The sequence below is a fragment of the Micromonospora sp. CA-111912 genome (genome assembly GCF_050948415.1).
In the GTDB taxonomy this organism is placed as follows: domain Bacteria; phylum Actinomycetota; class Actinomycetes; order Mycobacteriales; family Micromonosporaceae; genus Micromonospora.
Map to the genome: position 1 here is coordinate 23,778 of NZ_CP192007.1, position 12,633 is coordinate 36,410.

General features: G+C 73.3%; 10 protein-coding genes. 5 read left to right on the forward strand and 5 right to left on the reverse strand.

Annotated elements, in window-relative coordinates:
- Positions 1–8: 8 nt before the first annotated feature.
- Positions 9–4,553 (reverse strand): HAD-IC family P-type ATPase, encoded by a 4,545-nt coding sequence (locus tag ACQPZO_RS00140; protein WP_433345878.1) that lies wholly within the window; start codon positions 4,551–4,553, stop codon positions 9–11.
- A gap of 368 nt (positions 4,554–4,921) precedes the next feature.
- Between ACQPZO_RS00140 and ACQPZO_RS00145 the strand changes: the two genes are divergently transcribed.
- The 3 genes from ACQPZO_RS00145 to ACQPZO_RS00155 all read left to right on the forward strand — a co-directional run bounded on the left by ACQPZO_RS00145 (position 4,922) and on the right by ACQPZO_RS00155 (position 7,325).
- Positions 4,922–6,346 (forward strand): MFS transporter, encoded by a 1,425-nt coding sequence (locus ACQPZO_RS00145; RefSeq protein WP_433345881.1) that lies wholly within the window; start codon positions 4,922–4,924, stop codon positions 6,344–6,346.
- 123 nt (positions 6,347–6,469) lie between these two features.
- Positions 6,470–6,664, forward strand: a complete 195-nt coding sequence (locus ACQPZO_RS00150; RefSeq protein ID WP_387022225.1) for a hypothetical protein — start codon at positions 6,470–6,472, stop codon at positions 6,662–6,664.
- A 112-nt stretch (positions 6,665–6,776) separates the two neighbouring features.
- Positions 6,777–7,325 (forward strand): YbaK/EbsC family protein, encoded by a 549-nt coding sequence (locus ACQPZO_RS00155; protein ID WP_433351389.1) that lies wholly within the window; start codon positions 6,777–6,779, stop codon positions 7,323–7,325.
- A 50-nt stretch (positions 7,326–7,375) separates the two neighbouring features.
- On the opposite strand, the gene ACQPZO_RS00160 is transcribed toward ACQPZO_RS00155, so the two are convergent.
- The 4 genes from ACQPZO_RS00160 to ACQPZO_RS00175 all read right to left on the reverse strand — a co-directional run bounded on the left by ACQPZO_RS00160 (position 7,376) and on the right by ACQPZO_RS00175 (position 9,820).
- Positions 7,376–8,011, reverse strand: a complete 636-nt coding sequence (locus ACQPZO_RS00160) for a DsbA family oxidoreductase (protein ID WP_433345883.1) — start codon at positions 8,009–8,011, stop codon at positions 7,376–7,378.
- A 125-nt stretch (positions 8,012–8,136) separates the two neighbouring features.
- Positions 8,137–8,571: a SufE family protein gene (locus tag ACQPZO_RS00165; RefSeq protein WP_433345885.1), complete on the reverse strand. Its 435-nt coding sequence runs from the start codon at positions 8,569–8,571 to the stop codon at positions 8,137–8,139.
- Positions 8,572–8,643: 72 nt separating this feature from the next.
- Entirely contained in the window at positions 8,644–9,069 is a 426-nt protein-coding gene (locus ACQPZO_RS00170) for a CBS domain-containing protein (RefSeq protein WP_433345887.1), read from the reverse strand.
- A gap of 127 nt (positions 9,070–9,196) precedes the next feature.
- Positions 9,197–9,820, reverse strand: coding sequence for a hypothetical protein (locus ACQPZO_RS00175; RefSeq protein ID WP_433345889.1), 624 nt, complete (start codon positions 9,818–9,820; stop codon positions 9,197–9,199).
- Between the two features lie 901 nt (positions 9,821–10,721).
- Between ACQPZO_RS00175 and ACQPZO_RS00180 the strand changes: the two genes are divergently transcribed.
- Both ACQPZO_RS00180 and ACQPZO_RS00185 read left to right on the forward strand, forming a co-directional pair.
- Positions 10,722–11,753 (forward strand): hypothetical protein, encoded by a 1,032-nt coding sequence (locus ACQPZO_RS00180; RefSeq protein WP_433345891.1) that lies wholly within the window; start codon positions 10,722–10,724, stop codon positions 11,751–11,753.
- A gap of 9 nt (positions 11,754–11,762) precedes the next feature.
- Positions 11,763–12,020, forward strand: a complete 258-nt coding sequence (locus ACQPZO_RS00185; protein WP_396671818.1) for an acyl carrier protein — start codon at positions 11,763–11,765, stop codon at positions 12,018–12,020.
- Positions 12,021–12,633: the final 613 nt, after the last annotated feature.

Genomic DNA, 12,633 nt, shown 5'->3' on the forward strand with positions numbered 1-12,633 from the left:
ACCCGCCCTCACCTGTCGGAGGGAGCCCTGTCGCCATCGGCCGCGTCGGCCGGGGTGGCCCCTTCGGCGTCGGCCGCGGTGGCCTCCCCGCTGTCGAGCAGGCGAGTGAGGGCCCCGTTGGCGAGGGTGGCACCGAGCGCCGAGCCGGCGGCGATGCCCCAGCCGACCGGCCCGAGCGGGGTACAGCCGAAGAAGTGGCTGACCCCGGGGGTCTGCACCACGAAGACCAGCACCCCGACCGACGCGGCGGTCGAGGCGAGCACCGTCGGGCTGGTCCCGCCGGCGAGCACGGTCTGCCCGAGCTGGGTGCCGATCAGCGAGGCGAGCGCGACCGTGCCGGCCCGGCGCTGCCGTCCGGTGTACCGGGCGAGCGTCCAGCCCACTGTCGCGCCCAGCGTGGTGGACGCCGCGCGCAGCGCGATCTCCCGGTTGAGGGTCGCGCCGAGCGAGGTGTCCGGTCCCTCCCGCAGCAGGTGGTCGGCGTGGTCGGAGGCGGGCGGCCGGACCGCGATGGCCAGCGCCGGCGCGAGGTCGGTGAGCAGGTTGACCAGGAGCAGTTGCCGTCCGGTGAGCGCCGAACGGCCGGTGTGGGCCGCGCTCAGCACGCTGAACGCGATCTCGCCGAGGTTGCCGCCGACCAGGATGCTCAGCGCGTGCCGGACCGACGACCACATGGCCCGCCCCTCGACCAGGGTGGCGATGATCGTCTCCAGCCGGTCGTCGGTCACCACCAGGTCGGCGGCGGCCCGCGCGGCGGGGGTGCCGCGCTGGCCGAGGGCGATGCCGACATCGGCCAGCCGGATCGCCGGGGCGTCGTTGGCACCGTCCCCGGTCATAGCCACGGTCCGGCCGCACTTCTGCAGCGCCTGAATGATCCGGACCTTGTGGGCGGGGGTGCAGCGGGCCACCACGTCGGTGCGGGTGAGCAGCTCGGCGAGCGCGTCATCGTCGAGGCGGTCCAGCTCCGTGCCGGTGGCCACCCGCTGCTCGCCGTGGTCGGGGCTGATGGTCGACGCGATCGCCGAGGCCGTCGCCGGATGGTCACCGGTGATCATGATGGTGTGCACCCCGGCCTGTCGGATCCGGCGGACGGCGGGCGCGGCGGACTCGCGTACCCCGTCGGCGAGCGCCAGGAAGCCGACGAAGACCAGGCCGTCGACCTGCTCGTCGGTGACGGTCTCCCCGGCGACCCGGCGCTCGGCGACGGCCAGGATGCGGTGCCCGGCACCGGCCCGGTCGGCGAGCATCCGGTGCAGCTCGTCCCGGCCGGCGTCGTCCAGCGGTGCGTCGCCGCCGTCGGCGGTACGCCGATCGGCGCACCGCGGCACCACGGTCTCCGGTGCGCCCTTGACGCTGAGCAGCAGGCCGTCGCCGGTTCTGCCGACCGTGGCGTGGTAGCCGCGGGACGGCTCGAAAGGCAGCCCGCCCACCGCCCGCCAACCGTCCGCGCCGACCAGCTCGTCGACCCCCGCCAACCCTGCCCCCCGGCGGACCGCCCGGTCGGTCTGCTGTGGCAGCTCGTCCGGGTCTCCGGCCGGGGTGGCCCGCAGCGCGACGGCCAGGGTCAGCCGTAGCGGATCGTCCAACCGGTCCGGCGGGGCGTACCGGGTGCCGCCGCCGTCGCCCACGCCGGCGAGCAGCAACCGGCCCTCGGTGAGGGTGCCGGTCTTGTCGAAGCAGAGCACGTCGACACGGCCCAGCGCCTCGATCGTGCGCGGGTTGCGGACCAGCGCGCCGTGCTCGGCCAGCCGCCGGGCCGCAGCGAGCTGGGCGGCGCTGACCAGGAACGGCAGCCCTTCCGGCACCGATGCCACGGCCAGGTTCGCGGCGGTCGCCGCCGTCTCCGCCAGGGGTACGCCGCGCAGCAGGCCCACCCCGGCCACCGCCACCGCCGAGCCGGCGGCCAGCGGGATCGCCGAGCTCGTCAACCGGCCGAGCCGGGCCTCCACCCCGCTGGCCGGGGGCGACTGCCGGGCCAGTGCCAGGCTCCGCCCGGCCTCGGTGCCCGCCCCCGTGGCCACCACCACGGCGGTGCCGTGACCGGTGGCGATCGTGGTGCCCTCGTACAGCATGGAGCGCCGGTCCGCGACGGCGGCGGCGACCACCGGGTCCGCGGTCTTCCCCACCGGCAGCGACTCGCCGGTCAGCGACGACTCGTCGGCCTCCAGTCCGTCCGTCGCCAGCACCCGGCAGTCCGCCGGTACGGCGTCGCCGGGCCCGAGCACGATCACGTCCCCCGGGACCAGGTCGTCCGCGGGCACCGGCCTTTCCTCGCCGTCCCGGCGGACCCGGGCGGTGACCGCCGAACGGGACAGCAGCTCGGCCAGCGACCGTTCGGTGTTGCGCTGGTGCACCGCCCCGACCAGGGCCGATCCGGCCACCACCCCGCCGACGAGGGCCGCGTCGACCAGCGAGCCGAAGCTCGCGGAGAGCACCGCGCCGGCGGCGAGCACCGGCGTGAGCGGGTTGGCCAGCTCGTCGACGAAGGCGCGGAGCAGCCCGGACGGGCCGGTCCCCTCGCCGGTCCCGCCGCCACTGCGGCGTTCCGCCTCGGCGGAGTCCAGCCCTTCGACGTCGGTGTCGAGCTGGCGGAGCACGGCGTCGGCCGGCATGAGGTGCCAGGCGGTCACGGTCGGGACCGGGGAGTCGGCGCGGTCCGGCAGCCGACCCGCCCGCCACACCCCGTGCAGGAAGGCCAGGGCGGCGGTCCCGTTGACGGTGTTCAGCGACAGTCTCGGCAGCCTCCGGGGCTCGGCCGTGAACGCCCCCAGCGCGGCCAGGCCGGTGCCGGCCATGGACAGCCGGATGTTCTGTTCGGTCATTCGGCGGGCCACCCCGGCCGCCTCGATGATCAGCGCGGCGATCCGCAGGTCGGTGCCGACCAGCAGGTGCGCGCCCCAGGGCGGCAGGTCCTCCGGGCCGGCCAGCCCCAGCCCGCAGTCGGCCGCGCCCAGCGCCGCCCGGTCGGAGGAGAGCAGCATCACCACCGCGCCCTCGCGCTGCAACCGGCGGACGGTCTCGGCGATCCGGGTGCCGCCGGGCAGCACGGCGTCGGCGAAGGCGTACCGGCCGTCCTCGTCGTCGCCGGCCACCACCAGGCGCAGGCCGGCCCGGCGGGAGGCGGTCGGCAGCGCGTCCACGGCCGGGGCGGGTTCGGGCTCCACCCGGAGCAGGGCGGCCAGGCGGCTCCCCTCGGCGAGGCCGAGCAGGGTGCCACCGTCCGCCCGCATCCGCCGGCTGTCGTCGGTGTCGCCCGGATCGGTGGCGTCGAGCTCGTCCAGCGGCCCGAGCCGCCACCCGTCCGCCTCCCGCGCCCGGTCCGGGGCGGCCGGGTCGAAAAGGGCGAAGGCGCGGGCCGCCACCTGTCCGGTGTCCGCCCCGGACAGCGGGGCCAGATCGGCCAGCACCCCCCGGTTCGAGCCGAGCACCGCCGTGTCCAACACCACCGTGTCGATCCGATCCAGTTCCCGCAGCACGCTGCGATCCATGGCGATCACGCCGCGTCGGGCGAGCATCCGGCCGAGCTGAGCCGCGTACCCCTCGCGGCCGCTGCCCGGGGCCTTGGGGAGGCTGGACAGCGCCACCGCGGCGGCCCGTTTGGGGCCGACCACCGGCACCGCCGCCGCGCCGGCCGCCGCCCCTGCGGCCAGCATCCGTTGGGCGAACCGCTCGACGAGGCCGTCCGGCTTCGGGGTCGGCCGGCCGGCCGTGGGCGCCCGGGCGACGGCCCGCTCCGGGTCGCCGGTGAGCTGGGGCTCGGCCTTCGTCCAGGCAACGAGCTGGGCGTGCGCCTCGCCCCACCGCACGATCCGTTGTGCGCCGTCCAGCACGATCCCGGTCCAGCCGCCGGTCAGCCCCTGGACGACCGCCTCGGCGAGCGGGAAGAGCAGTTCGGCGCGGGGATCGGCGCGTAGCCCCCGGCTGGCCAGGGCGTGCAGCTTCGGGTGCAGGTCGACGGCGGCGAGCACCCCGGCCACCTCGGCCGGGACCGGGGTGAACGGCAGGATCCGGGTGGCTGCAGACAGGGTCAGGCCGAGCGCGTCCGAGGCGAGCGCGCCGAGGGTGCGGGGCGTGCGCGGCCCCTCCTCCGGCGGGTGCGGCGGGGGGATCTCGGGGTCCGGTTCGTGCTCGCAGCTGCGTTCGCACCGGGCGATCGTGGCGATCAGGTCGCGCAGCCTCGGCTCCGGCTTCCCGACCTCCACCACCACCCTGCCCGAGGGGGCGTTGACCCTGGCCCACCGCACGCCGGGCAGCAGCTGCAGCTCCCGCTCCACCTGGCGGGCCAGCCTGTCGCCGCCGTCCTGGCAGACGCCGTGCACCTCGATGTGGTACCGCCCGGGCCGGGACCAGACCCGGCGTCGTGCCAGGCCCGCCAGCCGGGCCAGCTGGGCCGCGGCGGCGCCGGCGGTACGTGACGCGTCGCCGACCAGGTGCGGGACGGCTCGGGACGCGTCGCCGACGAGGTGTGGCATCGCCCGCGACGCGTCGCTGACGAGGTGTGGCACCGCCACCGACGGCAGGAGGCGGCCGGCCACCCGGCCCAGCAACGTCATCGAGCGGTACGGCCGGAGGTCGGCCGGCCGGGCCTCCCGGTGCCGTCGTTGCCCCCACCGTGCCCCATTTCGCCTCCCACGCTCGGTCTCGGCGGGCTGCCTTCCCGCCCGTACGCCCGTTATTCCCCGTCGGCCGGGAAGTTTCCGCAGCCGGCGGGGCCGGACCGGAGCGCGGGTGGGACCCGGCGGACGCCGAGACTCCGGTCACCCCCGACTTGACTTCAATCGGGGTTCAGGGCGGAAGCTGATCGCATGTCGTGGGAACTGTTCAGGCCGCAGGCGGGCCAAGGGCTGCCGACGGGTGGGCGGCGTCGTCGGGACGCGTCACGGCGAGCCCCGGACCAGGTGTCCGGTACGGCCGGTCGCCGGTGACCCCCGCAGTCGCGGACCAGGTCACGCCGGAGCGCCTGTTCGCCCCGCGCCTGCGGGCCATGACGGTGGGCGTGGTGGCCCTGGTCTCGCTGGTCGCGTTCGAGGCGCTCGCCGTCGGCACCGCGATGCCCACGGTCGCCCGCAACCTCGACGGGCTGTCCTGGTACGGGCTGGCGTTCGGCGGCCCCTTCGCCTCCGGCGTGGTGGCCATGGTGGTCTCCGGCATCTGGTGCGACGCCCGGGGCCCCCGGGCACCGGTGTGGCACGGGGTGGGCTGGTTCGTCGCCGGGCTCCTGCTCGCCGGTACCGCGTCGACCATGGGCGTGCTGGTGGCGGGTCGGTTCGTGCAGGGCTTCGGCTCCGGCCTGCTCGCGGTGGCGTTGTACGTGGTGGTGGGGCGGGCGTACCCGGAGGCGCTGCACCGGCGGATCTTCGCCGCGTTCGCTGCGGCCTGGGTCATACCGTCGCTGGTCGGGCCGGCGCTGGCCGGGCTGATCGTCGAGCACCTCGGCTGGCGCTGGGTCTTCCTGGCGGTGCCGGCGTTGGCGGTGCCGGCTGTGCTGCTCATCGAGCCGGGCCTGCGGGCCGTCGTCTCGCCCGCCGTCCGGCTGGCCGCAGGCGCGGCGGCCCGGGTCGGTTGGGCCTGCGGGGCGGGGGTGAGCGCCGCACTGCTGCACTACGGGGGGCAGCAGCGCGGCGCGTCGGCGGTCGGCCTGGTGGTGGCGGCGCTCGCCGGCCTGCTGTGCTGCGCCCCACGCCTGCTGCCGGCCGGCTTCCTGCGGGCCGGTCGGGGCCTGCCGACGGTGGTCGGGTTGCGCGGTCTGGCCTCAGCCGCGTTCGCCAGCGCGGAGATGGTGATCCCGCTGATGCTCTCCCGGGAGCGCGGGCTGTCGCCGACCGAGGCGGGCCTGCTGCTCACCGTCGGGGCGCTCTCCTGGTCGGCCGGGTCCTGGTTGCAGGGCCGGCTGCCAGCGCCGGGCAGTGCCCGGGGGAGCGGGGGCCGGGCGCGGCTGCCCGTGCCCGGTTCGCCGGCCGTCCTCGTACGCGCCGGGCTGGTCTGCATCGCCGTCGGGACGGCCACGGTGGCGCTCGCGGTGTGGCCGGCGGTGCCGCTCGCGGTCGGAGTGCTCGGCTGGGCAGTCGCCGGGCTCGGAATGGGGCTCCTGTACCCGTCGCTGTCGGTGCTCACCCTGGAGCTGTCGGCCCCCGGCGAGCAGGGGCGCAACAGTTCCTCCCTGCAACTGGGCGACTCGCTGTTCGCGGCATCGGTGCTGGCGCTGACCGGCGCGGTGCTCGCGGTCGGGTCGGCACCGGGCCCGGGCAGCTACACCGCCGTTCTCGTGCTGGCCGCCGCCCTGGCCGCGCTGGGCGTCCTCCTCGCCGGACGGGTGGTTCCGGCTCGGGCCCGGCCGGCCGGATGACGGAACCGCTCCACCGTGACCCGGGCGGGCGCCGGAGCTGGGCCGGCCACCTGGCCGACACGTACGGGGGAACCGGCCGGAGATGAGAAGTCCACTCGTTCGCCGGCTGCCTACGGTTGCCCCATGCTGGTTCTCGTCACCACCGTGACCCTTTACGTCTGCGGATTCGTGTTCCTCTACGGGGTGATCCGGATCGCCGTCCGGCACGCCTTCGAGGACCTGGAGGCCCGCCGGCCCGGCCTGCTCCGCGCCGAGGAAATCGCCGCCGCCGGGGACCGGACGTTCGTTCGGGACAACCCGTTCATCGCCAACGGCTGACGGGCGGCCCGTCCCGACCGGGGCGGAACGGGTTCAGTGGGTCGAGCTCGGGCCCGACCCACGACGGGTCTCCGCGAGCGCATGGCCGGCATGGTGCGAGGATCCACCCATGATGGGGACGCTGAAGACCGAGCCCGCCCGGACCCGACTCGACCTGCTGGCGCCCCCGGTGGCCGCCGCAATCGGGCAGTGGTCCGCCGACGCCCCGGTGGACGTCGACGACGTGCTGGTGGCGCCGATCGACGCGGGACTCGCCGACACCGCCGCGTTCTGTGCCGCGTACGAGGTGGGGCTGGATGTGTCGGCGAACTGCGTGGTGATCGCGGGCCGGCGCGGGGGCGAGGTGCGGTACGCCGCCTGCGTCGTGCTCGCCACGACGCGCGTGGACGTGAACGGGATGGCCCGCCGGATGCTCGACGTGCGCAAGGCGAGCTTCGCCCCGATGGCCGACGCGGTCGAGGCGACCGGGATGGAGTACGGCGGGATCACCCCGATCGGGCTGCCCGAGGACTGGCCGATCCTGGTCGACGCGCGGGTCATCGCCGCCCCGCACGTCATCATCGGCTCGGGTGTGCGGCACAGCAAGATCGCACTGCCGGGGCCGGCCCTCGGTGCGTTGCCCGGTGCGCTGGTGGTGGAGGGCCTGGCCAAGCCGGTGTGAGTTTCAACTCTGTCGATGTTGTTGCACGTGAAACATCGTGATCTTCGATGTCACTGGGCGCTCGACTCGCGCTGCTCCACCTCGGCCAGGGCTGCCAGCAGGGTCTGCGGCTCCTGCGCCCCCGTGACCGCGTACTTCCCGGCCAGCACGAACGTCGGGACGCTGGTCACGCCCAGTTCCCGTGCGGCGGCCAGCTCGGCGGTGACCTCCGACGACCCCTCCCCGGAGTCGAGGAAGGCCCGCACCTCGGCCTCGTCGAGCCCCACCCCGCCGGCGAGCCGGGCCAGCGCCGCGCGCGATCCGACATCCACGCCGTCGGTGAAGTGGGCCCGGTACAGGGCGTCCACGGTCTCGGCAGCGAGGCCCCGCCGGGTGGCGTACCAAACGAGCCGGTGGGCGTCGAAGGTGTTGGCGGCGACCGCCCGGTCGAAGTCCAGCCGCAGCCCCGCGTCCGCCGCGACATCGGTCACGTGGGTGAACATCTGCTCGACGCGTTCCCGGCTGCCGAACTTCGCGGCCAGTCCCGCCACGAGAGGCTGCGGGGTCGGCACCGGCGACGGGTCGAGCTGGAACGGCCGGTACCGGACCGTCACCTCACCGTCGTACGACTCCAGGGCCTGCTCCAGCCGGCGCTTGCCGATGTAGCACCAGGGGCAGGCCACGTCGGCGTAGATCTCGATCTCCATGTCCGGAGACAACCCGCCGACCGGCGCGACTGTTCCCGGACGTGACGCGAAACGGGCGGACGGGTCGCCCCGGCATCGTCTCCCGACGGAGCTGACCCCGCGCCGGGTCGGTCGGGTTCGCGGCGTCAGGCGACGGCGGTCTGCTCCCGGATCTGGCGCTTGAGTCGGGCCAGGATCGCCGTGCCGCCCCGGACCCGCAGCGGGCTGATCACCTGGGCCAGCCCCATCCGCTGGTAGAGGTCGTCCGGCACGGCGAGCACCTCCTCGGCGCTCAGCCCGGCCAACCCCTCGGCGAGGATGCCCGCGAAGGCGCGGGTGGTCGGCGCCTCCGGCGGGCAGTCGAACCAGGTGGTCACCGTGCCGTCCGGCGCGACCTCGGCGCGCAGGAAGAACGCCGTCTGGCACTCGGGGACCTGCTCCATGCCCTCCCGGCCGGCCAGTTCCTCGGGCAGCGGCGGGATGACGTCGGCGTACTCGAGCAGCATCTCCAGCACCACGTCGCGGGGTGCGGAGGCGAACTCGTCAACGATCTCGGCCAGCTTGGTCGGCATCTCGGGCATCCAGTCAGGTTACCGATGGCGCAGAGGTGGCCCCTCCGCCGCCGCCGGAGGAATCGGGCAGGGACCACCCCGTCAACGGGTCGGGGCCTGCTCGCTGATGTCGCTGAGGGCGGAGTTGGGGTCGAGCTGCATGGCGAGGTCGCCGAGGGAGACGATGCCGACGAGCTTGCGCTCGCTGTCGCAGACGAGGATGCGGCGGACGCCGCGCTCGCGCATCAGCGAGGCCGCCTCCCCGGCGGTCGAGTGCTGCTCGATCATCACCACCTCCCGGGTGACGATCGAGCCGATGGTGGTGCTGGCCGGATCGCTGCGCTCGGCCACCGCCCGGACCACGATGTCGCGGTCGGTCAGCATGCCGGCGAGGCTGGCCCCGTCGGTGACCACCACGTCCCCGATGTCCGCCTCCTGCATCACCCTGGCCGCCTCGTCCAGGGTGGTCTCCGCGGACAGGTAGACCACCTGCTTCGTCATTACGTCGCTGACCCGGTAACCGGTCATGAGAGCCTCCGAATGCGCACCTGTGCGGATTCGGAAAGCGGTACCCAGTTTGGCGATCGTTACACCTTGTCGCGCCGGGTGCGCAGTGCCTCGGCCCGCAGCGGCCCGGGCCACCACTGGTTCGGGTTCAGGGCTCCACGGGCCCAGGGACGGTCAGCTCCCGATTGATCAACACCTGCGTCACCAGGTCGGCGGCCTCCCGGCTGCCGAGCAGTTCGGCCCGTGGCACGTCGAGTCGCCGGGCGTCGGCGTACTCGCGTAGCGCGGCCGGCACCGGCTCGCGCGACTGGAGCACGAGGGCCGGCGTGGGACCCGGTGTCGACGGCGTGGCCGCCGCGATGGTCAGATACCGGAGGTACTCCGCCAGCCGACTGATCAACTGTTCGGCGAACTCCGGCTCGATGCCGAGTTCGGCGCAGCCACGGCTCGCCAGGTCGGCGTACGAGGTGCTGAGCCACCGGGCGAGTTCGTCGAGACTGGCGGCGCTCTCGGCCTGCGACCGGGCCTGTTCGGCGGCCCCGTCGACGACGTCCTGTCCCAGGCCGGGTGCGAGCGGCGTGACGGCCTTCACGAACTCGTAGGACAACGTCTGCGGCACCACGGGCAGCGGATCGAAGAAGATCAACGCTGGTGGGGTCGAGGTCGCGAGCCGGTCGGCGAGGGCGGCGGCGAGCCGACATCCCGCGCAGTACCCGAGTACGCCCACCACCTCCGGTCCGATGTCGTCGGCCGTCGCGAGCCAGGCCGCCAACTGAGCGTCGGGCTCGACCGGGCTGTCGGTGTCGCCGGCCCAGGCAGCCCGGCTCGGAGCCCGAACGGTGTAGCGGTCCGGAAGAAGCGGGACAAAATCGTCAAATCCAGCGACTGCACGGGACGCTTCGGCACTGAAGTCGACCACGAGCAAGACCGCGCCACCGGTACCGACCTTGAGCGTGTGCCAACCCGGGATGTCCACCAGTTCCGCCCTTCCGACCTGGGATCAGCGGTTTCGGTATTGCAAGTAATTGCGCTGAGTAACATCCCATGCGACAGATCGCACCGATGGTAGCAGAGCTTTCCCGACACCCTGGAAATCGTCTATATCGGTGATGCGTCAAGGACTGCCGGGTGTCCGTATGGCGCGTGTCGGGCGGCCAGCGCCGCGGCGTTCCGACTCCAGGTGGCTCTTCAGGTGATCGTGCTGAATCTCGGGTACCTGCCGATCACGGCATTCTGCAGCGTGCACGTCCCCCTTTCGTTTCTCGCGTCTCAGCCCCAGGCGGTTGTCGATTTCCTCCCGCTGACCCACGGCTGGCAGTCCGTCCTGGCCGCCCGCCGGTGGCGCCTGGCCCGAGGTGTTGGTGCAGCTCGCGCCGGAGGCCTCCGTCGGCGTCGGCTGGCTGGTGCCGGCCGCCGTATCGATCAACCGGGTGGTCACCCGGGGGCCGCCGACGGCAGCCTGGAATTTGGGAGCTGAGCAGTCGGATGAGGCGCCCGGTGCTATTACCGGCCACGCCCGGAACGACTTCGGCCACATCGGCAATAACCGAACGCACCGGACCGGTCACCGACGGGGAAGTCCGCACCGGCTCCATTGACAGTAGCAATGCCGGAACCTAAGATCGCCCGCAATGCCACCCTATGAATGCCACACGGTAGATACCGTCGCGGATTTGTTTGCAACCCTGAGTAACGACGCACCGGAGCTCCTCGGGGAAAGCGAACGGCGCGAATTGATCCGGGCGGAGCGGGCCCTGGCGGACGCCGGCCAGTCGGGGTGTTTCGTCGTCGCCCGCGACGCCGGGGCGGGCCCGGTCGGTGTCCTCCCGGTCTATCCGGTGGCGCGGCCGTACTCTGCGGCACCCCATCCCCGGTTGGTGCTCGACGGGTCGACGGCGACGCAGGGCTGGCGGACGGGGTGCTACCTCGGGTCGCTCGGCAGGGCACCGGCGATGGTGGCGGTGCGTTCCGGCATGGAGTCGGGGCCGATCCGCGCGGCCCTGCTGAAGGCGGGCTGGGACCTGGTGACGGAACGGTCCGACCAGCTCGACTTCGCGTGTTTCCCGCTGCTGGACGACGAGCTGTTGGCGGCGGTGTCGCCGTTGGTCGCGGCGGACGACCCGGTACTGGTGGAGAGCCTCGAAGCATTCATCCCGGTGACCTTCGACTCCTTCGCGGGATATCTGGCGGCACAGTCGCGGAGCCGGCGGGAGATGATCCGCAAGGAGCAACGCCGGTTCCGGTCGGCGGGCCTGCGGATCATCGAGGTCGAGCTGTCGGCGCGCCACCGGGAGCTTGCGCCTTTGCTGCGGAACGTGGAGCAGAAGTACCACGTCGCCGGCACCGTCGACCAGTACGCGGACTACCTCGCCGGCATCGCGGATTCGCTGGGCGACCAGACGACCTGCCTGGCGGTGTTCGGCGACGATGACCCGGACGCGAAGGAACCGGTCGCGTTCACGGTCATCTGGCGGCAGGACGGGGTGTGGCGTCTCCGGTGCTGGGGCTGCGACTACGAGCGGACCGCCGGGGCCTTCGCGTACTTCAACCTGATCGCCTACGAACCGCTGCGGCTCGCGATCGGGGCCGGCGCCCAGCGGCTGGTCCTCGGCCGGGGCAGCCTTGAGGCGAAGCTCGGGCGGGGCGCCGAGTTGTTGCGGTTGACCAGCGTCGCTGTGCCGCTCGGCGCAGCGGGCATTGAGTAGGGGAAGTTCATGTCAATCGACGTCACCGCGCAACTCGTCACCATCTGGCGGGCCGCGCTCAAGAACGATGCGCTCGACGCGGAGAGCGACTTCGTCGAGTTCGGCGGCACCTCGCTGACGGCCGTCCGCATCCGGGCTCTCATCCGGACGGAACTGGCCAAGGACGTCGACCTGCTCGACATCCTTGACTTCCCCACTCCGACGGAGTTGGCTCCCGCGGTCGCGGCGGCGCCAGGCTGGACCGAGCAGCCGGCCCAGCCTGGCTGAGTCGACCAAGCCGAGCCGGTACGGCCGACCAGGCGGGCACGGCCCGGCTGGTCGGTCCCGACCCGGTCCCAACCAGCCGGTCAGGTTGCGCTCGATGAAGTCGTACCGGTAGCGGTTGCTGGTCGAGCCACCGACGACGCCCACCCGCGCCCCCGATCCTGCGCGGTCGTACCGGCGTCGGTAAGGAACAGTCCAAGAAACAGCCGTAACGGGGGATCGCACAGCTCCGCCTCACGTTGCGTGAAACTGAATAACTCAGGGTCGAGCAGGTCCAGATCGGCGACAGTGGCTGTTACTGGAAGATAACCGTGAGCACCGACTGCCTCGGGTGACAGCTCTCGGGAGCGGGCTACCTCGATGGCGAGATGCTCGACAGATTCCAAGCGGCCCTGAAGATGGTGTCAGAAATCCTGGCCGTTGCTCGCTCCCGGTAGCCGCGCCGCCACGCATGCAATGGCAATGGCATCACTCCGCATACTCTTAGCTGCGGCCACAACACTCCTCGAAAACGAGGCGGGTGAACCGGTCAGCGCGCGTAGTTTTGACGCAACGGACCAGGGTGCGCGAGGTGCCCTGCTACCGCGAACGGAGTGGCGACACAGCTACCCGGAGC